This is a genomic window from Occallatibacter sp. (assembly GCF_035317045.1).
In the GTDB taxonomy this organism is placed as follows: domain Bacteria; phylum Acidobacteriota; class Terriglobia; order Terriglobales; family Acidobacteriaceae; genus Telmatobacter.
In genome coordinates this window covers 226,308-250,641 of record NZ_DATHHT010000011.1, presented here as the reverse complement: position 1 = coordinate 250,641, position 24,334 = coordinate 226,308, and the positions used below count along the sequence as shown (strand labels likewise).

Here is a 24,334-nt window from a genome sequence, read left to right as displayed (position 1 = left end):
ACTGCCCGCATCCATGGTCATTCCGCAGGGCTCGCGGCAAAATTCGAGCGCGTTCTAGCTCCATGGTGTTAAAACAAGGATGCATGCCCAAGCGAACGAAACCAGGCGCGCCACCGCTCCCCGGCCAGCCCATTAGCCTGCGCACCTTGGGCGAGTACCTCAACCTCTCGCCAGCCACCATTTCCCTGGTTTTGAATAATGCTCCCGGAGTCCGCTCTATCCCGCAGGAAACCCGCGACCGCGTCGTTGAAGCTGCAGCCAAGTTCGACTATCGCCCCAGCTTCTTTGCCCGCTCCCTGCGCAAGCGCCAGACGTTCACCGTCGGTGTCCTCGTTCCCGAACTCAGTGACAGCTACGCCATGCAGGTCCTCAGCGGTGTCGAAGAGCACCTCATTGAAGAAGGCTACTTCTATCTCACTGCGAGTCACCGCCGCAAACCCGATCTCATCGAAGAATACCCGCGCCTCTTCATGGATCGCTCCGTTGAAGGCTTCATCTTCATCGATACGGGCCTCGAAAAGAGCCTCGGGATTCTTCCCGTCGTCGCTGTCGCCGGACACCGCAAAATCGCGGGCGTCACCAACGTCGTCCTTGACCAGAAGCGCGCCGCCGAGCTAGCCCTGCGTCACCTCTACCAGCTCGGCCACCGCAAAATCGCATTCATGCGCGGCGGCAGCCATAGCTCCGACGCCGATGATCGCTGGAACTGCCTGATGGCCGTTGCCCGAGACCTCAAGCTGGCTGTACCGCCCGAACTCGTCGTGCAACTCCAGCTTCGCGTCTCCACTCCCGAACTCGGATTCGAGCCCGCCAATGAACTCCTCCAGCGCGGAGCCGATTTCACTGCGCTCCTTTGCTACAACGACATCGCCGCCATCGGCGCCATTCGCGCCTTCATGAACCACGGCCTCCACGTTCCTGCAGATATTTCCGTCGTTGGCTTCGACGACATCCAGACTGCTGCATTTCACAACCCGAGCCTCACCACAATTCGCCAGCCGCTAGCTCAAATGGGAACCACCGCCGCCCGCATCCTGCTTCAGCGCATCCGCGGGCAAGCAACCTTCCCTGACTTCGTCCCCATTCACCCCGAACTCGTCATTCGCGAGTCCACCAGTCCGCCGAATCCCAAACGCAACCGCATCAAGCGCACCTGAGTCTTCGATGCCAGTCCTGCCCAGGTCCCCATCTGTTCGCACCCTCGCTGTTCTTCATCCGGTCTTCGCGCTAACCGGCGTCCTCCACACGGTCGGTGGCGCTCTGCTTCCTTCCCTTGCCGCGCGTTTTCATCTCAACGACTCCACCTCCGGCCTGCTCTTTCTCCTCTACTTCGCCGGAACCTCGCTCGGTGCACTTCTATGCCGTGGCAACTATGCCCGTCTCATCACCATCGGTTTCGCCGCGATGGTCTGTACCTGCCTTGCAGTGTCTGTCTGCCCGCGCTCGTTGCTCGCGCCGGTGTTTTTGCTCCTGGGCATCAGCGTCGGCGTTCCCATGTCTGCCGTCACGCTCTTCGTTGGACACACCTATCCCGCACGCTGTGCACCGCTCCTCACCTTCCTCAATTTCAGTTGGAGCATCGGAGCACTCGCCGCCCCGCTCATCGCCGCACGCGTTCTTATGCACCACTCCTACCAGGCGTCGTACGTCCTCTTTGCCTCCGCTTCGGCCGTCGCCGCTTTCGCCTCCGCGCTTGTTCTTAGTGACCCGCCCGAACCCGCACGAGCACCATCGGACACCCGCAGCAACACCGCGTTCTACCTCATCGCTATCTTTGCATTCGCGGCGTTCCTCCAAGTCGGCATCGAAAACACCGTCGCCGCCTGGCTCCCTACCTACGCACTGCGCACCGCAGCCGCCGGACTCGTCCTGGCCGCCGCCTCCACCTCGTTTTACTGGGCAGGATTCCTCTGCTCACGTGGTCTCTCTTCGCTCCTCCTGCTCCGCGCCGAACCCATGCGCGTCTTCCGCATCGCAGTTGGAGTCGCCTTCGCCTCAGCCCTGCTTCTTGAGTTCGCGCCTTCTCTAGCCGCCCGTAATATCGCCATGTTCCTCCTCGGCGCGTCCCTGGCCCCGACCTATCCCCTCGTCCTCGCCGCCTTCTTCGCTCGCAGCCGTCACACCGCCGACTCTCGCTGGATCCTTTTTACCGCCGGCTTCGGCGGCTCCGTTCTCCCCTGGATCGCCGGCTTCGTCTCGACCCACACCGGCAGCCTGCGCACCGGAATGCTCACCATTCCCGCTGCCCTGCTCGTCATGGCTTTTCTTCTCCTTGCTCTCCGCAACCACCAACCCCCCGTACCAACAACTCAGTAACAGTCCGCCGCTGGAGTTTCCCAACTGCGAACAAGAAGCGCGCCGGAGGCGCACGGTTTGTTAGCCCCGCGCTTCAGCGTGGGGAAATCGGATTCCCAGGAGAGGGCGAGTCCCGTAGGGACGGTGCTTTCCCAATTGTTCTTTCTTGTTATTCCGTGAATTCAACCGCAAAAAGGGAAGGGAAGCCACCAAGGGCTCCCCTTCCGCTACAACGTTGAACTACGAACCGTGAACGAAGAACTCTGAACTATCGTTTCCCCTCCACCTCATCCGCCAGCGCATCCGCTCCATATAGCTTGCGCAGACCTTCAATCATCCCCGCGGAGTGCACGGCCACCGCGCGATTCTTCGAGCCGTCATACACAAAATCCCCGGCCAGCGATTCAATGTTCCCGTCAAAAACCAGCCCCACCAGTTCACCCTCGCGATTCACTACCGGAGAGCCAGAGTTCCCGCCAATAATGTCGCCCGTCGAAACAAAATCCAGCGGCGTCGACAAATCTAGTTTGCCAAGCCCCGCCGCTTCCTTCGGCGTCAGGTTGAACGGCGCCTTATCGCCAAAGCTGTCTGCGCGATCGTACAGACCATAGAACGTCGTAATCGGTGGCGCGATCGTACCGTTGTATGGAAATCCGTCCACCGTCCCATAGCTCAACCGCAGTGTGAACGTCGCATCTGGATAAGCATTCTTTCCATACACCAGAAACCGCGCCTTCCCCAGCTTCTCGCCCGCCGGTGTCAACACACTGTCCACGGTGTCCCGAATCTTGCGGTTCATTTCGCGGACAACAGGGTCCACGCGCCGCGCCGCCACAATCATGGGATCCGTCGACGCCGCAACAGCAGCTTCGCCGCCATCCATCAGCGCTTTGCGCTCTGCAACATCGCTCAACTTCGTGCCGTCAACCAGCGAATTCACGGTCGTGTCGACACTCTCGCCATGCGTCAAAGCCTGAATATATGGATCGTCTTTTCCGAGCTTCTCTACGCCCAGGTTCAGAGCCGTTGTCATGTACAACTTATCCGTCGCCTTCGAAATCGCCGCCGGCGACAGCAGCTGGAACTTCATGGACTGCAGATTCGCATCGTGATACTGCGCCATCCGCTCGCCATCCGGCTTCTTGATCTCGTTCACGTACTGCACCAGTTGAAACGCGATCGCAAAAAGCCTGCTGTCAGTCCTGCGAAAAACCTGGGACTTGATCAACGGCTTCTCTTGCTCCTCCGCCTTTGCAATCGTGTCCCACGCGCTGCCATACTCCTTCTGCCACTCCGGATTCGCCGCAACCTTCTTTCGGAAGTCATCTTCGTCAGCCTGCTTTTTCGCAATCAGGCTCTTATCCGCCAGAGCTTCCGTCCGCCCCACGTACACCTTCAGGCTGTTCTGCAAGCTGAAAATCAAAGTACCCACCTGCCGCGCCTGCTCCGGTCCCTGTGCTCCATAAGCCTGGGCCGCTGCAATCCGCCGTTTCAGATACTCCGTCACCGCCGGCTCTATGATGTCGCGTTCTACAAGCAGTTCCGCCATCGTGTCCTGCCGCGATGTCGATCCCGGATGCCCCGAGATAAAAATCAGTTCGCCCGGCGCCGCGCCCTTTGCGCTCCACTTCAGAAAGTTGTCGGTATGCAGTGGCTTCCCGTTGTCGTACACCCGAAACAGCGCCATATCCAGGTCATATCGCGGATAGGTAAAGTTATCCGGATCACCGCCGAAAAACGCCGCCTGCTCTTCCGGTGCAAACACCAGCCGCACATCCGTGTACACCTTGTATTGATACAGCCAGTACTCGCCGCCGTTGTAAAACGTCACCACATCCGAGCGCAATCCCGTCTTGTCCTTGCTCTCCTTCGTGATTGCCGCCACCTCAGCCTCGCGCGCCTTCAGCGCTTTCCCATCATCGGCGATACCCTTGGCCGCGCCCTGCACGCGCGCCGTCACATCCTGCATCCCCACCAGCACGTTGATCTCGAGGTCCGGCGACTTCATCTCCTGGTCCGGCGTCGCCGCGTAGAAACCATTGAGCAGATAGTCATGCTCGGCCGTCGAGTTCTTCTGCAACTGTCCCCGCGCCACGTGACAAACGATCCCGAGCCGCCGTCATTCAGCCGCACACTCGAAAGCCGCAGATGATCCAGCCACTCCTGCGTCGGATGAAAGTTGTACTTTGCCGCCAACTGCTTCAACGGCGGATTATCAAAGGTCCACATCCCCTCTTCGGCGCGGATCACAGGCGTACCAGCCACCACGGCCGCCGCCAGACAAACAACAGAACACTTCATCCAACCAACCATCGAACACCTCACAAATGTTGAACAACTACTTTGTTAATAATTCAAACTGTTAGCCTTCACTGAGCACTGAGCACTGAGCACTGAGCACTGAGCACTGACCACTGACCACTGACCACTGTCCACTGACCACTGTCCACTGACCACTGACCACTGACCACTGACCACTGTCCACTAGTCCCTCGTCATCACCAGCACCTCAACCCCCGATGCCGCGTCCTTCTGATGAAACACCTGCTCCGTCGCTTTCGTAAACTGCTCCGGCGGCGTGTTGGGAATATCCCCAAAAATCTGCGGATTCCGGTCCGTCAGCGGGAACCACGAGCTCTGCACCTGCACCATGATGCGATGTCCGCGCCGGAAGGTATGAAACAGGTCCGGCATCACGAAGTTGATCTCCGTCATCTTCTCCGGCACCAGGGGCTCCGGCTTTTCCCAGCTGTTTCTGAATTTCGCACGAAACGGCTCGCCCCTCAGCAATTGCTGGTACCCGCCCATATGCAACGGCGGCGCATCCAGAATGCGCTTGTTAGGGGCGCCGGCTTCTGCTGGGTCTGGATAGTTATCCGGATAAACATCGATCAGCTTCACATCGAAATCCGAATCCGTACTCGAACTCGACACCTTCAGCTTAGGCGAAATCGGCCCCGCAATTGTCACGTCCTCTTCCAGCGGATCGCTCACATAGGTCAGCACGTCCGGCCGCTCGCTCGCGAATCGCTGATCGTCCACCATGTACCGCTGCGGAACCGTATCCGTCGTATAACCCACAAACGGCACCGGGTGATTCGGATCGCTCTCATAATCGTCCCGGCTCTGCGCCTCCGTCGGCGCATTGAAGCTCAGCTTTCCCCCCGCATGGAAATACAGCATCTTCGGCGTCGCCTGCTTCGGCGGCCACTCATCAAAGTGCCGCCACACATTCGTCCCTGTCTCAAACACCACGGCCTTTGCCGGAGCCGCGCCTTTGCCCTTCAGATAATGTTCGAAGAAAGGGAACTGAATGTTCTGCCGAAAATACTCGCTTGTCTTCGCGCCGAACTGCACATCGCCCAGGTGCGTCCCGTCGCCGCGCGCCCATCCGCCATGCACCCAGGGACCCTCCACCAGCGTCGTCTGCGTCTCCGGATTTAGTTTAGAAGTCGCATAAAACGTCCGGTACGGCCCGCTCAAATCCTCCGCGTCATACCATCCGCCCACCACCAGCACAGCGCACTTCACATTCTTCATGTGCCGCGACAAATCCCGCTCATGCCAGTAAGCGTCATACGTCGTGTGCTTCGCCTGGTCGTTGAACAGCCAGTTCGACCCCTTCAAATACTGCTTGTCCAGGTTAGCGATGTTCCCGGCCTTCAAATAAAACTGGTAGCTGTCCGGCGTTCCAAAATCAAACGGCGCCGTCTGCTTGGGCGTTTGGGGTTCAGTTTGCGGATGAAAGAACGCATAGAATCCGAAATTCGCCGACAGCATGAACGCCCCGCCGTGATACCCGTCGTCTCCGAGAAACAAATCCGTCATCGGCGCCTGCGGACTCGCCGCAACCAGCGCGGGATGCGAATCGATCATCGAAGCCGACGTGTAAAACCCCGGATACGAAATCCCCCAGATCCCCACCTTGCCGTTGTTGTTCGGCACGTGCTTCAGCAGAAACTCGATCGTGTCGTAGGTGTCCGAGGCATCGTCCACATCCTGCGGCCCCTTTTTGTTATCGATGTGCGGCCGCATTTCAACAAACTCGCCCTCGCTCATCCATCGCCCGCGCACGTCCTGGTAGACAAAGATGTACCCCGCCTTCTCAAACTCCTCTGAAGGCCCGAGATTCTTTGGATACTGATCCTCCCCATACGGCCCTACGCTATAAGGTGTCCGGTCCATCAGAAACGGATAAGGACCGGCGCTCTCATCCTTTGGCACATAGACGGCCGTAAAAAGCCGTTTACCATCCCGCATCGGGATGCGAAACTCATACTTCGTGTAGTGCGCGCGAACAAAGTCTTCGGTCGGAGCCTGGCCTGTGACGGGCTGGGTTCCAATCACACACGTGTAACAAAACGCAATTACGGCCAGAACCGGGAAGGGAAGTCGTTGCAGCTTGAGCATTGTTGTCTGGATTCTCCTGAAGGGCTAGGGTACCGCATTTGAAACCTCAACCAGTGAACCACATCCTTGAGCCCATGCGCATCAGCCAAACATTCCTGCATCCATCACTGCCCTCCCAACCGTCTAGTGCTATAGTTTCCAGTTCCAGCGAGGCGCACTCCATGCTCTGCTTCCGGAATCTTGCTCCTGCTCTCCTTGCCATCCTCGTTGTTGCCATAACTCCCTCATCCGCGGTGGCACAGGCCGACAACAATCAGCCAATCCAGGCTCCGGTCTCCCCGCTGCAGATCAACGTGCGCAACGTCCTTGTCGACGTCGTGGTCACCGACAAGAAGGGCGCGGCCGTCCCCAACCTCCACAAAGAGGACTTCGAAGTCCTCGAAAACGGCAAGCCGCAGGCAATCGAATATTTCGAGCCTCACTTCCCGTCCGCATCGGCTCCTGCACAACCAGCGCCGCCTCTCCCGCCTAACACCTTCACCAATGTCCCTGCCGCCGAGCCCAATCAGGCCATCAACCTCCTGCTCATGGACGCCCTCAACACCACCACGCAAGACCAGGCGTTTGCCCGCCAGCGCATCGTCAAGTATCTCGGCACCATCCCGCGTGGCCTTCGCATCGGCGTTTTTCTTCTAGGCGATCGTCTCCGCATCATCCAGGGATTCACGGATGACTCGACTCTCCTCCGCACCTCCGTCGAGCGCCTCGCCGGCAATCCCGTGGCCGTCGCAATGGAAGCAACCCCCAACGAACTCGCCTCCCAATCCACGTCCATGAACAATCTCTACTCGATGGCCGCAGACCCCGGCGGCCCAGGGGCCAACGGCGGCGCACAACTCGCCGAGATGATCGGCCACCTGCAGGACTTTCTTGCTACCTCTACAGCGGAACAGCAAAACCAGCAGCTCCTCATCACGCTCGACGCTCTCCAGGCCATCGCCCACTACGTCTCCGCAATCCCCGGACGCAAGAATCTCATTTGGTTTGTCGGATCGTTCCCACTCTGTTTCCCCGGCATCACAACCTCAAACATCAACTGCCCCTACGAAGACCAAATCAAGAAGACCGTTGATGCGCTTGCGGCAGCGCGGGTCTCGGTTTATCCAATCAGCACCGGTGGCGTCGCTGCTCCCAACGCCGATATGGGCAGCATTACTGGCAGTAGCAGTAACGGATCGAGTCCGCTCCAGGCCGCCATGAAAAACTCCGGCCAGGATAGCGGCGCATTCGAACTCATCGCCAGCGATACATGGGCTGAACAGACCGGCGGCGTAGCCACGCATCACAACGACCTCAAAGGCGGCCTCGCCGAGGCCATTCAAAATGGCTCCAGCTACTACACCGTTGCTTACACGCCCACCGACTCCAAAGAAATCGGCCGCGAGCGCAAGATCGCCATCCACCTCAAAGAAGAGGGCTACAAGCTCTCCTACCGCCGCAACTACTTCGAACGCACCGCCGGCGAAATCAAGACCAATGCGTCGAAACCCATGACAGATCCCCTTCGCCCACTCATGGATCGCGGCATGCCCAGCTTTTCTGATCTTCACTTCCGTCTCCACGTCCATCCTGACACCGCGCCGCCGACCCCGGGCACGCCGCCCAATGGCGATAATGCGGCGCTCCAGCCGCCTTTCCGGCACTACACCGTCCGCTTCTTTCTCTCGCCGCAAAATCTCAACCTGATCGAAAGCGCCGACGGAACCCGCCGCGCCCCTGTCGAAGTCGCGCTCATCGTCTACAGCCAGCGCGGCGAAAGTCTTAACTGGCTGGTCCGCTCCGTCAATCTCGCCATCCGCGCCGACCAGTGGGCCTTCGCCGAAAGCAACGGCATCCCCTTCCACTTCGACTTCGATATGCCCCCCGGCGACGTCTATCTCCGCGCCGGCATCTACGACGCCAGCACAGAACGCGCCGGAACCCTCGAAGTTCCCGCCGCTGCCATCCACGCCGCTTCAAAATGACCCGAGCGACCATGAAATCCGAATTGCTGCGATTCAACGGCGCTGTCGAACATGATCCAGCGATCGATGCGTGGATGAAAAAGCATCCAGGCGAATTGGGATCCATCGCCCATCACTGGTTCGAGGTCATGCGCAACTGCGGCGACGAAGTCCGTGAGCTTCTGCACGACGGTTGCCCCGTCGCATGCCTGGGGGACGTGCCTTTCGCTTATGTCAATGCATTCACCTCGCACGTCAACGTGGGCTTCTTTCAAGGCGCTACACTGACCGATCCAGCCCGCATGCTGCAAGGCGACGGCAAATTCATGCGCCATGTAAAGCTCAAACCCGGAGCCCCCACAAACGCCGCAGCGCTAAGCGAACTCATCCACGCTGCCTACGCAGACATCAAATCCCGCGTCGAAAACGGCTAAAGCGATTCCCGGGTTGCCCTCTTCCGAATTCCTGGCAAGTAGACCAATTGCGCCATCGCACGCCAGCCCTGCAAAAGTGTCTCCAGAGCCCTTCTTTAAGGCCGGAATCGGCATCTAAGTGAATAGTCTGATCAAAATCCATACGAAATCGAATATTCAAGATAGCCGGACCAGAGCAAAACACTGAATCAGACTGCGTAGCGCAATGTCCAGGATTTCTTGAGGCAAAGTCCTTGAAACCATACCTCCTCCTCGTGTTGTTTGCCGCCCTCCCTGCTCTTTGCCAAAACAACAGCGGGGAATTGAAACTCCACGTGGCCGATCCGTCAGGCCGAGGCATTCAGGCAGCAATCCACCTCCTCAGCCAGGCCAACCAGTACAGCGCCCAGCTTGAGACTGACAAGCAGGGAAACATCGACGTCGCAACGCTTCCCTACGGCATTTACCGATTGCAAATTGGTCAGTCGGGGTTCGCATCCGTCACTGAAACAATTGCCATCCGTTCCTCCATTCCAGTCGTACATTCGGTCTCGCTTGAACTCGCCACCGTGCAGCAGACCGTTGCGGTCCAGGCGGCCAACACCCTCATCGACCCCGAGCAACCCGGCAATGTAGATCAGGTGGGATCCTCTTTTATCGAGCACCGGCTTGGCTCGATTCCTGGGCGTTCGTTGCAGGATCTGGTGAATTCGCAACCGGGTTGGCTTTACGAGGGGAACGCCGTGCTCCATCCGCGGGGCTCGGAGTATCAGACGCAGTTTGTGGTGGACGGCATTCCACTGACTGACAACCGCTCTCCCAGTTTTGGCCCCGAGATTGAAGCCGACGACGTGCAGTCGCTGAGCATCTACACCGCGGGAATTCCCGCCGAGTACGGCAGAAAAATGGGCGGGGTGATCGAGGTGAACACGGTCCAGAATACGCAGCCCGGGTTTCACGGCGATCTGGCCCTGGCAGGAGGCAGTTTCGATACCGGAAGCGCCTTTGCCAAGGGGCAGTACACAGCCGGCAAGAACACGGTGGGCGGCAGCGTGAGCGGGAGCATGACCGACCGCTACTTGAATCCCGTGGTTCCGCAGAATTACTCGAACACCGGCATGCTTGGTGACTTCTCCGGCCGTTACGAGCGCGATCTATCGCCAAACGACCGGCTCAGCCTCAGCGTCCGCCACGAATTATCCCGCTACGACCTTCCCAACGAGCTCGTGCAACAGGCAGCCGGCCAACGTCAATCGGCAGACAACATCGAAACCATGGGCATCGCCTCGTTCCAGCACACCTTCTCTCCGAATACGCTGGCGAGGTTCGGAGGCATGGTGCGCGACAATGCCAACGACTTCAATTCGAACCCACGGTCGACTCCTGTCGAAGTCTTCCAGCAAAACCGATTTCGCGAGGGCTACTTCAAGGCGCTGGTGATTGCTGACCGGGGCCGAAGCGAATGGAAAGCCGGAGTCGAGTCTGACAATACCTTCCTGCGCGAGAACACAAGCTACGTCATCACCGATCCTGACCAGTTTGACGATGGGACACCTCTCACTTTCGCCTTCACCGCGCAGAGGCCAGACTTGGAGCAGTCCGCATTTGTCGAAGACTTCGTTCATCTGGGGAATTGGTCAATCAATGCCGGTCTTCGATGGGATCATTACCAACTCCTCATCAACAAACAAGCCCTCGAGCCGCGATTTGCCATCTCGCGATATTTCCCATCCTCCAATCTGGTTCTGCATTTTTCCTACGATCGTATTTTTCAAACGCCATCGTTCGAGAACATCCTGCTCTCCAGCTCAACGCAGGTTGAGTCGCTGGATCCCACGACCTTCGTCCGTCTACCCGTGCAACCTTCGGTGGGCGACTATTTCGAAGGCGGCCTGACCCAGGGCCTGTTCGGGAAAGCAAAACTCGATATGAATTATTTCCGGCGCGTGGTCAATAACTACGCCGACGACGACCAGATCGACAATACGACCGTCAGCTTCCCAATCGCTTTTCAAAAAGCCATCATCTATGGCGCTGAAGCCAAGCTCGATCTACCCGACTGGAGAAGATTCTCCGGCTTCCTCAGTTACTCCTATCAAGTGGGCAATGCGTGGAATCCCGTGACCGGAGGACTCTTTCTTGGCGATGACGCGACCGCCGCGGAAACGCAGCTCTCGGGCCACTTCCCTGACTCGCAGGACCAACGCAACACGGTGCGCGGCCGTCTTCGCTACCAGGTGCATCCCAGATTCTGGCTGGCCGCCGGAATCCAATATGACACGGGCCTTCCATTCGAATTTGTCGGAGACCCGTCTACCGTACTCGCCCAGTACGGGCAACAGGTGCTCAACCGCATTGACTTCGATCGCGGACGCATTGATCCTTCTTTCCAGGTGAACGCTTCAGCCGGAGCCGATCTTTATAACTCAGAAAAGGTCAAGGTCCGGCTTCAAGCCGACGGGCAGAACCTGAACAATGTTCTTGATGTGATCGATTTTGGTGGACTGTTCTCCGGGAACGCAATCGGGCCCCCCAGAAGCTACCTGCTCCGCTTGACGACGAGTTTTTGAGTGGCTATTTTTCGGCGCAGTGGCTATTTTTTGGCGCAAAGACCGCTCCCTTAATTGCCCCTGAGATTCGCAAAAAGTCATAAGTCCCCCCGTCACGCGTGTGACCGATGGACACCTTGCGGCTTTACCAACTCCCTTTGAATGTTGCTGTCGTGCTGTCACGCGTGGAACGATTTTGAATAGTACCTAAGCCGTGGTTACTAACGAAAAGGGAGACCGGTTACTGAAGAACGAGCAGGATCGCCTCTTGCCTTGGACAGGGGTAAGAAATTTCTCTACGGTTGTGTCAGTCCAACTTGGGTTGGTTGGGTGAGCGAACGTGTTGAAGAGGGCCGCGCGAAGCGCGGCCCTTTGCTTTCGGTAAGTGCCCGATTCGAATGCGATAAGTTACTTTGATGGGATTGATACGAGTGGAGCGCGGGCGTACGGTCCGATACTAGAAGTATGAATTAGCAGGTGTTAGAGACCAACCCAGGGCCAGGAGCTCACCGCAGAATGGTGGGCTCTTTCAATGTGCAGAGGCGCGCGCAGGCGCGGCTCGGCATCTAATTTTGGTGGGCCCCGGACTGAAGCAGCAGGTGTTGATGATTTCGGTCCAACCAAGCGCTCGCCGCGAGGCGGGCGCTTGGCTTTTGTGGTTGCTGTTGCTTTTGCTTCTGGCCCAGCCCCGGGATTGTTGGGCTTCCGGAGCGCGCCTCGTCACTGAGATTTAAAGTCGCTAGGCGATTCGCCTTCGGTTCGCATCTGGACTTCGAGTTGGGACATGGCGCGACCGAGGGAGCGCTGCAATTCGCTTAGTGAGGGGTCGTGCCCGGTGTAGCCGTAATGTCCCAGGAGAAACGAGGCGCTGCGAAGTACGCTAATGAGAATCTCTGGCGAGTTGTAACTATGCATACGAGCACATACGAGCACCTTCTTCTACTCGGAGCCTAGGCTCGGCCTGGGAGAGAAGCTGTGTCGCATTGCTCACATTAGGGATTGTGTTCGATGGCGGCAAAGCGATTAAAGGAGGTCTAGGCGGTCGAGGACGTCGGCTAGGCGGCGGGCGGCGGGGAGCATGTAGGCGAGTGTCCTGATGCTGCAGCCTCGGGTGCTGGCGTCTCTTCCTTGGCTGCTTTGTGGTCGAGGCGGTCTGACTCTGCGATGGGTTCCACGGCGGGAAAATATACCAAGGGTTGTTTGTGGAGAAACTACTTGAAAGCATCCAACACCTCTGGGTGCCCCATCCATGCCGCGAGGCATGGGTGGGAAAGCAACGAACCCCACACCAGCCGACTACCAGCCACCCCCACCGCCCCGGGGCGGCCCACACTTGGCTGCTTTGTGGTCGAGGCGGTCTGACTCTGCGATGGGTTCCACGGCGGGAAAATATACCAAGGGTTGTTTGTGGAGAAACTACTTGAAAGCATCCAACACCTCTGGGCGCCCCATCCATGCCGCGCGGCATGGGTGGGAAGCAACGAACCCCACACCGCCCCCACCGCCCCGGGCTTTGTATTCATCTCACCGAAGGCGCTTGGCAGGTTTCATCCTTCCAAACCGGCTCGCACATCTGACCTACTCACCGATGTCAACCCCATTCCGTCGAATTCTCCGCCCAACCCCAACAAAACAAACAAAGAAAAACTCCGCAGGATTTGCAGATAATTTCCCCTTCTCGGCGCACAATCAACTTGTGTCACATCCGAGACTGCAAACCTCTCACAAGCAAATCCGACCGCCTCAAGCGCCTCAACCGGAAATCGTCAAATAAGGCCCTTAACGATGGCGAAATCGTGCCAAAAACGACCAAAATGCGCCACTTTGTTAATGCTATAGTCTTTTGTATCAATCACATCGCTCTAAAATCGGGCCCGACTCAATATACAACTGTGAAACTGCGAAACTGTGAAGCCCGACAAGCCGCTAAGTCTTTTTTTATGAAGACTCTACAGCTAACTCCAATCGACAGAGGACTCTTGCTGCCAGCTTGCTCAGTAAGGATGATTATGCACTTGACACATATTTGAGTTAGACTGGGTTTGCCGTGACAGGGCAGGCCGCGCACCCTTGGGCCGGTAATTCCCCCTAAAACAGCCCCACACCTTCTGGAAGGTTAAAGTGGTGCGCGGTAGCCGATTGTACCGCGTAATTATGTTCGATAGCGTACAAAACGAGCAGCAGGACTGCGGGCCGTGACAGGGTGGTCCTTTGTATTGACACATCGTGATACATCGATGGATTACGATAGACTTACGCTAGCTTGCATCTTAAGCTGCAATTGATTGCGCTTTTGGCAATCTTTTAATTGGCCGGATTACAAAAACGGTCTATGTGTTGTCAATATTAAACGGGATGGGCTAGAATGCCGGTTCTCCTGGTTGGAGCGCATCGGAGATGCTGAAATGAATAGATTGCTACTCCTCGCGTGCATAGGAATGTGCTCAATTTGCGCTTTTGCGCAGGGTACAGATGAAGCAAATACCACAACCATCGCGGGTACGACCTCAGTAGTGAGAGTTGCGAGGCCGGAAGATAAAGTGGTGGTCAATGGCCGAGTTCTCACCGTTTCTGAGGTGATGGCGGTCGTTTCATCTGGAGATAGCTTACGGGAACAGCGTCTCCGTAGCCCGGAGAAGCAAAGTCATGGAGTATTGAAGCAAGGTGGGCAGTTGCCGCTGCGAGATCGATCGTGCCCGGCGGCATCTGGCTCGGCTGCGAATCCCTCATGCGCTGAAATTCCGTCAGCTGCTCAAGATCCTGACGCCAAACGCCCGCAGTAGTAACGATTCCGATAACTCTATTTTCGTCATCTATGATTGGCGCGCCTGAGATGCCTGGTGATATTGGCATCTGCACACGCAGGTAGTCATTGGAAGGCTTCAACGGCGTTCCCTGAAGCGTTGTTCCTATAATGATTTCCGCTTGTAGCCGTGAACTGAGTATGCCCGTATAAAGCGCCAATGATCCAAATGCCAGCCCCGGAAAACCGAGCGTCACCAAATGTTCCCCAACCCTTGCAAGTTTATCGTCTCCGATTCTCAACCAACATTTCGTGGGTCGATTGGAATGTAAGATTGCAAGGTCGTAGGCCCAGTTATCAACATTCCCATCAACCTGTGCTAGCGGTACTGGATACTGCCCTGCCGCGTCTTTCATCATGAAGACGAACGGAATCCCTTGAAGCATAATCTGCATTTTTCCGTCGGGGAGTTGGTTGAAGAGCCTGTTACCGAGCACGTGGCTTGCAGTGACAATATCCCCCTCCGGGTCGATATAAAAGCCAGTTCCCAAGCGAGGACCAGCTTGAATCAGGACAAGAGCACAGCGAAGATCGTTGAATCGCCGCGGCAGATTATCATTGTCGCGATGCGTAGTAAAAATATGATGCAGCCTTGATTCGCGTTTAGGCGCCGCAACTTGTGCCGATGCAACGCAGACAACCGCAATCATGGACAAAGTAATCGATATATTTTTCACCAAGGTCCTCCCAAAATTGCCTAAGATAGGGTTTGGTACGGAGGGCGGGAGAATCGAACTCCATTGGCGCACACCAATCCCAGGGTATAAATCCCGGTCCTAGCACCTACTAGTCACCCTCCGTCTACTGCTTCACGGCAGTAGTGGGGATGACTATTTTCGGATTAACTTTTGCAGCATCCACGGCGATATTGCTTTCCTTGTCCATCTTCTGCAAGCCGATTTCGAGGACGGGGATAATCGCTGCCGGTTTAAGAGCAGCGTCATTCTCTCCTACGTTCGCGGCGCTCAGTCCAAACTTAAGAAAGAGACCCCAGATGCCCTCATGAATCCCCTGGGCTTTGATAAGGTTCTCCGCGATCTCTTTGTAGGTGAAGGTAATTAGAGTCGGCTCAGGCATGTCAGTGGATTTTCTCCGTGCAGGTTGTTTTCGCTATTGCTATCGGCCAATCGTTCAACAACTGCATTGTTGTGGCATTACCAGCGATGTCTGGGAGTGGATTGAGTTGGTGAATAGTTCCAGCCATACATTGCCCCAAAGCAAAGAAATTGCGTGGAGATCCGGCGCGCTGCCAGCAAGTTTGGAATATCTCGGGGCTGACCGGGCCTCTTTGGTTGCCGGGATCTCCATCATCGTAGGCCACAAGAGCCACTTTCATATTCAGCGCTCTCGTCCACTGCACTGTGCTCGTGAGTGTCAAATTACCTGGATTGTTGAGAAGCTGAGAGACGCGCCCTTGAGATACATGTGCGATGTCCGCAAATTCTTTATGGCTCAAACCCTCTTTGTCTAATTTCTTTTCTAGTTGCAGCACAAAGTCGGCGGAAATTCGGTATACGAAATCCGCGATATTTCTTTCAGTCCAGTGTTTCATTGCACCCATTCTTTCCTGCCATTTCGTGCGTATTCGGGATATGTCTCGCTTATCGCCTTGGTTGTTTCCGCGTGATTCCGCAATCGGTTCACATCATCCAGAATTCCAAAATCGGTGTCGTCATCCTTAACGCCATAAAAGGTGAGAACGCACAACTCGAAACTAGGATTGGAAATTGGAATAGGATGGCATAGAAACCCGTAAAGCCGTTGAGGCTTATGCCGCTCCTCCCACTTGAACTCAAAGCAGTATCTGTACTCAGGTAAGTTCCACCGATGGAAATACTTGTCATATACGTTCCCTTGAAGCCAATGATCCATCCGCGATCTGACTTTGCGTTCAGTGTCCGCCTTTAAACCATCGAAAACAGCGCCTGCGTCTAAATCCTTGTCTTCCTTGTCTTCTAGGAAGCCGATGCCGCGATCATCCTCAGAAAACCCTGAAGACATTCTGAATGTTTTGGGCATCGCTTTTATGACGCTCCTTTACTTTAGATGCAACTAAACTAGATGTCAAACTTACTTTAGTTCAAACTAAAGTTGGAGTCAAGCCATTCAGGGCCGATGACGAGAGTGTAAGCTCTCGTATATGAAGGTTGATAAGGACAAATTCGACACTCTTCTAGGTCGGCTGCTCAATCAGAAACCAGAGAAAACGAGCACGATAAAAGGCTCTCCCGAACGACAGCCGAGAGGGCCGATAATCCCTAAGCCTCGCCCTTCGGAACCCCGATAAGCTCCACGTAAGGCATAGGTGCGATTCCGGCCAGACGGCGTAGTGTGCGCGTGAATTTATCTGCGTCTTTGCGCATATTGAACCTGAATTCAAACTCGCTCAGATAGCGGTGTAGATGCTTTATGGAGACGCGATGGAAGCTCCCTATCAAGCCGCGCTTCAAGAGTGAGAATGACGATTCCACCGTGTTTGTGTGGATGCGCGTGTTCGGCACAACCCATTCCCTAGAGTGGTTCACGGTGCGATGCTTGAGAGCCATCTGCGCATCAAGGGCGAAGTTGTAGACCGCCGCTGAATCGGTGTAGAGCCGCTCGGGATTCGGTACAACGTGCTTCGTGACCGCCTCGCGGATCGTGGCCGCTTTGCCATCGGGAATGTGGACGTATTTCACGCGACCGCCGCGCTCGCGCATACCGAGAACCATGTCGAACTTCTCAGCGCGTGACCGTTGGTTTTCCTTGCTGCGTCCGAAGCGGCGCTTGGTTTTTCCGCCGATGTACGTCTCGTCCACTTCCACGATGCCGCGTAGTTGGTTAAAAGGGCCATCCTCTTCAGCCATTGCCTTACGAATGCGGTGCGCCAGGTACCACGCGGTGCGATAAGAGCCGATGCCGAGATGTTCTTTCAATTGGTTCGCAGAGATACTTTTCTTCGCGTCTACAACGATGGCAAGGGCCATGAACCACTTGTGCAAGGGGAGATGCGAGTCATTAAAGATCGTGCCGCTAGTGGCTGAGAACTGCTGTTTGCAGGTCTTCTCTAGGCATTGAAAGACGCTTTTGCGGACGTTCTTTGAAGCCTTGCCATCCTTGCGGACGTTGGTGCGCGTGATCTTGCTGATCTTATCCGCGCCACAAGTAGGGCAGCGAACCACGCCATCAGGCCAGCGCATAAGCTCGATGTACTTCAAGCATTCATCGTCTGTCGGGAACTGCTTGGTGACGTCTATCAAGTTCATCGTTCATTTCCCTTGTCTTTCCCTAATTCGGCTTCCAGTGCCTCAATCTTGGTCTTCATTGATGCAAGGCTTGAAAGCATCGCAGAGCGCTGCTCGGGGGAAATATCATCAGTCGCAATCTGTGATTGGAGTTGTTTCCGTAATCTTTCGAGAGCACGTTGCCAAATCGCTAGCTTTTGTCCGCCGCGCTCCCATTCCATCTGTGCTAGTACGCCCATAAACCAACTATAGGACTAATCTTGTTCTGTGTCAAGTGCATAATCATCTCAGTAAGTCATTTAGAATGAACGTGTTTCATCCAGAGTACGGTGGGGGGGAGGGGGTACTCACTGATAACTAGGAACTTGCCCTCAGTACTCCGCAACCAGTTCCCTGTAGCTGGCATTAGCCGCATGGCACCGTCCCTGCGCGTGTCCGAATTCGTTCTCCGTCACATCCATGATGAATCCGGAGATCGGACCAACCGTCGCATTTGTACCCGCGCTCGAGCCCCGCTTATACTGTCGCTCCTGGTCGTCCGCCTCCCAGCGCAACCCAAGCTCCTGGCAAGCCTGCCGGCGCTGCTCCGCATAGCTCGCCAGCCGTTTCATCTGGTGCTCTTCCACACCGCAACGAAAAGCGAATCCGCTGTTGCCGGCCAGCAAAACCGCCGCCGCACACAGCGCCGCCACTTCAGCAAACTTCAATCGTCTACTTAGAAATCGCAAAGGATCGGTACCACCACTGCATAGGAATCTGGGGATTGTCGTGTGCCCTTATTATAGCCAAATCTCCGTTTCTCCAAGGGACGAACCGCACTCCAATTTCGCTCACCGCGTTCCTGAAGTCACTCAGCAGGCATCGGCAAACCTGTGCGACAATCGTTTCACCGGACCGTCCCCGTCCCCGGCGAGGTCTCCATGCGATCTCCAGCCGAACGCTCTCGACTCCTCTATCGCGCGCTTACCTTTTCTCTCGCCGTGCATTGCGCCTTCTTCGCCTTGGTGTTTCTATTCGGAACCCGCGTATTCGTTCGGGTCATTCCGCCCGTCAAGACCCAGTCCGTAGCGCAACTCAATTTCTCCGGCGGCTCCCACGCCATTCGGATCGAGTTGCCCGTCGATCAGTTCTCAGCTCATACCCGCGAGCCCGCAAAAAATGCTCCCGCCGCCAAAAGGACCGACATCCCCATGCAAGTCCCCGCCCTCAAGAAGTCCGGCGGCGGCTCCACGCGTGCTCCTCACCACGGCGATGGCTCATCAACCGCCATGACCGGCAATGGCAGCGACGCCCAGGACATCCACCCCGCCTTCCCCATCTTCTCCCCTCACCCGCCCGTCACCGACCGCGCCCTCCTCCCAACCTCCGAACAAAAGATCGTCGTCGATGTCAGCGTCGACGCCTTCGGCCAAGTCGTGAGCGAGAATCTCGTCAAGGGAATGGGAACCAGGCTGGACAAGATTGTCCTTGAGACCGTCAAGACCTGGCGCTTTCAGCCCGCAACCATAAACGGCAAACCGGTCGCTACCGAAGCGGAGCTGATCTTCCCGTTCAACCTGGACTACCCAATCACAAACTCCTAAGCTGCGCACCTGACTCGATTTTTCCGGTAAGTGTTGCTTCTTGTTCCAGCTGGAGGCATCAAACTTACTGGGCGTATCGAGTCTTCAGTTGATTGCAGTAAGATAGCCGCAACCGGGAACATGTATGGGATCCTTCCCCTAGTCGGCGTGGGTTTTCAACCCAGAGGAGTGTATGGAAAGAGGCAAGAAGGAGAAGCATACAACCGACCACTTAAGAGGCGTTCTTCGGGGAGTAGCCTTCGAAAGCGATTGCACTGTGGCGCTTGTAACCAAACTTGATCTTGGAAGGCCAACCGTTGCCGTCTGGACCAGCCTTCGCATAACCGCTGCATCGCAAACCCCACCCGATGGGACGTATAGGCTTGAGGTTCACGGTCGAACCTTCAACGTGAAACGCGTTGGGGGCAAGTGGCCGACACTAAATCTATAGATTCCTGATATTCTCTGTTGCATCGATCCGCAAATCAGGCGGAATATAATCCCTTCCCCTTGAAGTAGATTGCCTCACACGCCAGGCGGGAGGTCGCCGATGTTCCACATGCGCCGCGTTGCGTTGGGACTTCTGAGCCTTCTGCTCCTCGACTCTGGCCCAAAAACAGGGGCGCAGCAGGCGAAATGGGAAGAACTCAGGGCCCGCGTCGAAGAACTCTTCAAAAAGGGAGACTACGCTGCGGCAATTCCTGTTGCCAAAGAGGACCTTCGCGTGGCGGAGGCAACTTTCGGCGCGACTGATCCAAACGTCGCAACCGCGCTGAACAATCTGGGATTGCTCTACGAGAAACAAAGCCGGTATTCGGACGCCGAACCATTGTTCCAGCGCGCACTGATCATCCGCGCGAAGGCGCTTGGGCCAGATGATCCGCAGGTTGCGCGGTCGATGAGCATGCTGGCGCAGGTGTTCGAGGCTGAGGCGAAATATGACGATGCTGAGGAGCTTTATGAACGCGCCTACGGCATCGACAAGAGGACCCTTGGACTAAACAACTCGGATGTTGCCACAATCCTCACTAATCTCGGCAATCTTTTAAGTAAGGAAGCGAAGTATGCAGATGCGGAGCCATTTCTGCAACTGGCGCTCTCCATCGATGAGAAAGCCCTCAAGCCAGATGATCCAGATATTGCTGCAGACTTGAACAATCTCGCCGAACTCTACGACGCCCAGGGGAAGTTTGCGAACGAAGAACCGCTCCTCGTGCGCGCACTTGCAATCAACGAGAAAGCGTACGGCCCCGACCATCCTTACGTTGCCAAAGCCTTGAACAATTTGGCCGAGGACTATCAACAGCAAGGCAACTACGCAAAGGCAGAACCACTTTTGCTTCGCAGCCTCGCGATCAAGGAGACGAAATTTGGTCCCCATAACCCCGAAGTCGCAGAAGCTCTGAATAACCTGGGGGAATTCCGCATCGCACAAGGGCGGTACACAGAAGCGGAGCAGATACTGAGGCGCGCTCGCGAGATCGATGAACAAGCTCTTGGACCGGACGATCCCACTGTCGCAGTTGATCTGAACAATCTAGCAGAGTTATACCAAACGCTTGGTAAGTTCGCTCTTGCCGAGCCATTGTTTCAACGTAGCATTGCAATTCGCGAAAAAACGGACGGGCCCGAACACCCGGATGTCGCGACGGCGCTGAACAATCTGGGCGATTTCTACGTACAAGAAGGTCGCTATAAGGAAGCACGGCCGCTGTTGATGCGCGCTCTCGCGATCGACCGCAAGATGCTGCAGCCCTACGCGCCCGAGATTGCTACCGACCTCAATAACCTGGCGGAACTCTCTGAGAACCAGAGCGACTACGTCGATGCCGAAGAGGGATTCAAGCTCGCGCTCGAGATCACCGAAAAAGTATATGGTCTCGAGCACCCCGTTGTTTCGACAGCGCTGAACAATCTTGCCCTGGTCGAGGTCGATCAGAACAAATACACCGAGGCGGAGCCGCTTTACAGGCGTAGCCTGAGCATCGATGAGAAGGCGCTAGGGCCAGAACATCCTGACTTGGCGCGAACGCTGAACAACCTGGGATCACTGCTCGATGATGAAGACAGATACACCGATGCCGAGCCACTGTTCGATCGCGCTTTAAAGATTGATGACGATGCGCTTGGGCCCGACCATCCCGATAATATCCTCACGTTGAACAATTTCGCGGGGCTATACGAGCACGAAGGCAAGTATGACAAAGCTGAACCGCTTTTTGACCGAGCGCTCAATATCCTGTTCCAACAATTCGAATACAACTTCACCTTTATGACCGAGAAGCAGAGATTGGACTTTCTGGGTTCGGTCGACTACTACTTTCCAACCTACTTCAGCTTCGTATATCGCAATCACGATAAGGACCCGAAGCTTGCAGGAAACATGTATAACCTTTTGCTCTGGGAAAAGGGATTCATAGCCGGCAGCATCACAGACATGCGCCGCAGAATTGAAGCCTCCGGAGACAAAGTGGCTCTGAAGTTGCTCGAAGATCTGGGCGCCAAGCGGACAGAAATTGCAGCTCTGCTGAATGCAAAGCCGTCAGATCGCAGTCTATGGCAGAAGCAGATCGATCAACTACGAACCGAGGCCGACGAACTGGAGAAGCATTTGGTGGAACGGTCCGCAGCGTTCGCAGAGAAAACCAAGCTCGACCGAGCTACCTGGCAGCAAGTGCGTGATGCATTGACTCCCGGCGAGGCCGCAGTTGAATTTGCGCGCTTTCGCTATTTCGACAAGGAATGGACACCGAAATCCTATTACGTTGCGCTCATAGTTACGAGCGAGACAAAGGACGCACCGCAATACATCGTGCTGGGCGACGATAAACAGCTCGACGGTGATGCCCTGACGCACTTTCGTCAGCAGCTCCAGACGCGCGGACTAGCTGCGGAAGAGGAAGCAGCGTTGCCGGGTGCAAATGAGTGGGACCTAGTCTGGAAGCCTCTTGAAACTGCGCTTGCCGGTACCAAGCGTGTTTATCTCTCGCCCGACGGCGCGCTGAATGAGGTCCCGTTGGGGATTATCGCCGCACCCGATGGCAACCTGGCAATGGAGAAATACGACCTGCGAATTCTTTCGAGCACGAAGGATATTCTCCGGAATGCATCTCCTTCGCGAGGGAATGGAACGGCACTGCTTTTAGGGGATCCCGCATTCGACCTCACCGGGGAGCAGGAATCGGCAGCAATGAACAAACTGGCGCTGAAGTCGAGCAATGCACAATCTAGCGTTGAATTGACATCCCAGATGGGTATCTCGCCGGGCACGGAAAGCGCTGCCGAACTTCCACGCTTGCCGGGAACAGGCGCGGAGATTGCTGCAATCGCAGACCTCATGAAGTCCAAAGGCTGGAAGACCAATCTCTACACCCGGGACGCTGCTTTAAAAGTTGTGGTTCAGCACGCAGAGAGTCCAGTTGTCGTGCATTTGGCCACGCATGGATTCTTCCTGCCCGATCAACAAAACAAGATCTCCAGAGGGGGCGCCGCCCAAAATCGAAGCGCAGCGCTCGAAGACCCGATGCTGCGTTCCGGGCTTTACTTTGCTGGTGCGGATCGCACACTTGCCGGAAGGTCAACTCCCGTCGGGTTAGACAACGGCATCCTTACCGCGATGGAAGCCGGCAATTTGAATCTGAGCGGCACGGAACTCGTGGTACTCAGCGCATGCAATACGGGCCAGGGCGACGTGAAGGCGGGCGAAGGCGTATTCGGCTTGAGGCGCGCGTTGCAGGAGGCTGGCGCGAAAGCGGTGCTCATGTCGATGTGGTCTGTGCCCGACAGGGAGACCACGGAACTGATGCAACGCTTCTACGCCAAGTGGCTTGCGGGAACAGAGATGCACGAGGCTCTGAAGCAGGCGCAAATGGAAATTCGTGAAGAGGTCAAGCGCGAGCACGGCGGCAAGGATCTTCCGTATTACTGGGGTGCTTTCGTTCTGGTGGGCCGCTGACCATTACGTACCGCTCTTCATCCTGAAGTGGATTCAGTGCAACTTCGGGTATGATTCCATTCTCGGCACTATTCAGGTCCGTTAAACCCAACGAAGATGTCCAGAATAAAATTGTCAGTTCGTGAACCGGAGGTGTGCGCATGAAATATTTTTCCCTTTGGGCAATGGCGGCGATGTTTGCAGCCGTCGCGGCGGCGCAGGCTGGACCGGTGTTCCTGCCGGCGGGTCCGTCAACAGTCGCGTGGGGCTACTACTGGTCGAAAGCAAAGCCAGTTCTGACGGTCCACTCCGGCGATGTGGTCCGCATTCAAACGCTCTCAACCTGCGGACCGAACGAGCGTCTCGAAGCTGGCGGAGTCGCAGCCAAGGACATTCCCGCCTACAACGCAACGATCTACGACCAGGTGAAGGACCGCGGCCCAGGCGGACACATCCTTACCGGTCCGGTCGCAGTCACCGAAGCCGAGCCCGGCGATGTGCTGGAGGTCCAGATTGAGAAGATTGACATCGACGTGCCTTTTGCCTGCAATGGGTTCTCAGTAGGGCGGGGATTTCTCCCCAATGATTTCCCCTATGGACGCCGCAAAATCATTCCCCTTGATCGCGAAAAGATGCTTGCACATTTCGCCCCGGGCGTTGAAATTCCATTGCATCCGTTTTTTGGAAGTATGGGCGTAGCTCCTCCGGAATCGGCCGGAAAGTATGACAGTGCTCCGCCATGGATGCATGCCGGCAACATCGACAACAAGGAACTCGTGGCCGGGACCGCGCTGTTTATTCCCGTTCATGCCCCGGGCGCACTATTTGAGGTGGGCGACGGCCATGCCGGCCAAGGCAACGGCGAGGTCGACATCACTGCCATGGAGACGTTTTTGACCGGGACTTTCCGCTTCATCGTTCATAAGGATCAGCATCTGCTATGGCCGCGTGCCGAAACACCGACCAGCTACATCAGCATGGGATTCAGCCCCGATCTAAAGACGGCGACCGAAATGGCGGTGCGCAACATGATCGAGTTTCTGGTGACGGAAAAGCACTTGTCGCGCGACGACGCCTACATGCTTACCAGCGTGGCCGTGGACGTTGACATTACCCAGCTAGTAGACGGCAATGTTGGCGTACATGCAATTTGCCCCAAAGGAATCTTCGTCGAGGCTCGATAGATTGAATTCCTATAACT

Annotated in this window: 15 protein-coding genes and 1 pseudogene; 8 read left to right on the top strand and 8 right to left on the bottom strand. The window is 56.1% G+C overall.

Annotated features, from left to right (window positions below; all coding sequences use genetic code 11):
- Nucleotides 1-83 precede the first annotated feature (83 nt).
- Together VK574_RS04370 and VK574_RS04365 are read left to right on the top strand one after the other, a co-directional pair.
- A complete protein-coding gene (locus tag VK574_RS04370) occupies nt 84-1,157 on the top strand; it encodes a LacI family DNA-binding transcriptional regulator (RefSeq protein ID WP_472798589.1) in 1,074 nt (357 codons plus the stop codon).
- Between the two features lie 7 nt (nt 1,158-1,164).
- The gene (locus VK574_RS04365) at nt 1,165-2,316 is read left to right on the top strand and encodes an MFS transporter (RefSeq protein WP_472798588.1); all 1,152 of its coding nucleotides are present in this window, start codon (nt 1,165-1,167) and stop codon (nt 2,314-2,316) included.
- Nucleotides 2,317-2,563: 247 nt separating this feature from the next.
- On the opposite strand, the pseudogene VK574_RS04360 reads toward VK574_RS04365, so the two are convergent.
- Nucleotides 2,564-4,524 (bottom strand): annotated as a pseudogene (locus VK574_RS04360) (S46 family peptidase).
- A gap of 255 nt (nt 4,525-4,779) precedes the next feature.
- A complete protein-coding gene (locus tag VK574_RS04355; protein ID WP_472798587.1) occupies nt 4,780-6,705 on the bottom strand; it encodes a CocE/NonD family hydrolase in 1,926 nt (641 codons plus the stop codon).
- A 161-nt stretch (nt 6,706-6,866) separates the two neighbouring features.
- Here VK574_RS04355 and VK574_RS04350 point away from each other — a divergent pair, with 161 nt between their 5' ends.
- The 3 genes from VK574_RS04350 (at nt 6,867) to VK574_RS04340 (ending at nt 11,631) form a co-directional block, all read left to right on the top strand.
- Nucleotides 6,867-8,669: a VWA domain-containing protein gene (locus VK574_RS04350; protein WP_472798586.1), complete on the top strand. Its 1,803-nt coding sequence runs from the start codon at nt 6,867-6,869 to the stop codon at nt 8,667-8,669.
- Nucleotides 8,670-8,680: 11 nt separating this feature from the next.
- A complete protein-coding gene (locus VK574_RS04345; RefSeq protein WP_472798585.1) occupies nt 8,681-9,082 on the top strand; it encodes a DUF1801 domain-containing protein in 402 nt (133 codons plus the stop codon).
- Between the two features lie 233 nt (nt 9,083-9,315).
- On the top strand, nt 9,316-11,631 hold the full coding sequence (locus VK574_RS04340; protein ID WP_472798584.1) for a TonB-dependent receptor: 2,316 nt from the start codon (nt 9,316-9,318) through the stop codon (nt 11,629-11,631).
- 2,541 nt (nt 11,632-14,172) lie between these two features.
- Here VK574_RS04340 and VK574_RS04335 read toward each other — a convergent pair.
- The 6 genes from VK574_RS04335 to VK574_RS04310 form a co-directional block, all read right to left on the bottom strand.
- Entirely contained in the window at nt 14,173-15,090 is a 918-nt protein-coding gene (locus tag VK574_RS04335; protein ID WP_472798583.1) for a trypsin-like peptidase domain-containing protein, read from the bottom strand.
- A gap of 124 nt (nt 15,091-15,214) precedes the next feature.
- Entirely contained in the window at nt 15,215-15,490 is a 276-nt protein-coding gene (locus VK574_RS04330; RefSeq protein WP_472798582.1) for a hypothetical protein, read from the bottom strand.
- Between the two features lies 1 nt (nt 15,491).
- On the bottom strand, nt 15,492-15,974 hold the full coding sequence (locus tag VK574_RS04325) for a helix-turn-helix domain-containing protein (RefSeq protein ID WP_472798581.1): 483 nt from the start codon (nt 15,972-15,974) through the stop codon (nt 15,492-15,494).
- Nucleotides 15,962-16,432 (bottom strand): hypothetical protein, encoded by a 471-nt coding sequence (locus VK574_RS04320; protein WP_472798580.1) that lies wholly within the window; start codon nt 16,430-16,432, stop codon nt 15,962-15,964. Before VK574_RS04320 ends, VK574_RS04325 begins: the two co-directional genes overlap by 13 nt.
- A 239-nt stretch (nt 16,433-16,671) precedes the next feature.
- The gene (locus tag VK574_RS04315) at nt 16,672-17,658 is read right to left on the bottom strand and encodes an IS1595 family transposase (protein ID WP_472798579.1); all 987 of its coding nucleotides are present in this window, start codon (nt 17,656-17,658) and stop codon (nt 16,672-16,674) included.
- Between the two features lie 350 nt (nt 17,659-18,008).
- Complete coding sequence (locus VK574_RS04310; protein ID WP_472798578.1) at nt 18,009-18,344, bottom strand: hypothetical protein; 336 nt, start codon at nt 18,342-18,344, stop codon at nt 18,009-18,011.
- Nucleotides 18,345-18,557: 213 nt separating this feature from the next.
- On the opposite strand from VK574_RS04310, the gene VK574_RS04305 reads away from it, so the two are divergent.
- The 3 genes from VK574_RS04305 (at nt 18,558) to VK574_RS04295 (ending at nt 24,317) form a co-directional block, all read left to right on the top strand.
- The gene (locus VK574_RS04305; protein WP_472798577.1) at nt 18,558-19,220 is read left to right on the top strand and encodes a TonB family protein; all 663 of its coding nucleotides are present in this window, start codon (nt 18,558-18,560) and stop codon (nt 19,218-19,220) included.
- 529 nt (nt 19,221-19,749) lie between these two features.
- The gene (locus VK574_RS04300; RefSeq protein WP_472798576.1) at nt 19,750-23,154 is read left to right on the top strand and encodes a CHAT domain-containing tetratricopeptide repeat protein; all 3,405 of its coding nucleotides are present in this window, start codon (nt 19,750-19,752) and stop codon (nt 23,152-23,154) included.
- Between the two features lie 140 nt (nt 23,155-23,294).
- Nucleotides 23,295-24,317, top strand: coding sequence for an acetamidase/formamidase family protein (locus VK574_RS04295; protein WP_472798575.1), 1,023 nt, complete (start codon nt 23,295-23,297; stop codon nt 24,315-24,317).
- The last annotated feature ends 17 nt before the right edge of the window (nt 24,318-24,334 follow it).

Bases quoted from the DNA above. Each gene is read 5' to 3' on its own strand.
- VK574_RS04300 (WP_472798576.1), top strand. From the start codon at position 19,750: ATGTTCCACATGCGCCGCGTTGCGTTGGGACTTCTGAGCCTTCTGCTC.
- VK574_RS04365 (WP_472798588.1), top strand. From the start codon at position 1,165: ATGCCAGTCCTGCCCAGGTCCCCATCTGTTCGCACCCTCGCTGTTCTT.
- VK574_RS04370 (WP_472798589.1), top strand. From the start codon at position 84: ATGCCCAAGCGAACGAAACCAGGCGCGCCACCGCTCCCCGGCCAGCCC.
- VK574_RS04350 (WP_472798586.1), top strand. From the start codon at position 6,867: ATGCTCTGCTTCCGGAATCTTGCTCCTGCTCTCCTTGCCATCCTCGTT.
- VK574_RS04295 (WP_472798575.1), top strand. From the start codon at position 23,295: ATGAAATATTTTTCCCTTTGGGCAATGGCGGCGATGTTTGCAGCCGTC.
- VK574_RS04325 (WP_472798581.1), bottom strand. From the start codon at position 15,974: ATGGGTGCAATGAAACACTGGACTGAAAGAAATATCGCGGATTTCGTA.
- VK574_RS04330 (WP_472798582.1), bottom strand. From the start codon at position 15,490: ATGCCTGAGCCGACTCTAATTACCTTCACCTACAAAGAGATCGCGGAG.
- VK574_RS04315 (WP_472798579.1), bottom strand. From the start codon at position 17,658: ATGAACTTGATAGACGTCACCAAGCAGTTCCCGACAGACGATGAATGC.
- VK574_RS04305 (WP_472798577.1), top strand. From the start codon at position 18,558: ATGCGATCTCCAGCCGAACGCTCTCGACTCCTCTATCGCGCGCTTACC.
- VK574_RS04345 (WP_472798585.1), top strand. From the start codon at position 8,681: ATGAAATCCGAATTGCTGCGATTCAACGGCGCTGTCGAACATGATCCA.
- VK574_RS04355 (WP_472798587.1), bottom strand. From the start codon at position 6,705: ATGCTCAAGCTGCAACGACTTCCCTTCCCGGTTCTGGCCGTAATTGCG.
- VK574_RS04320 (WP_472798580.1), bottom strand. From the start codon at position 16,432: ATGCCCAAAACATTCAGAATGTCTTCAGGGTTTTCTGAGGATGATCGC.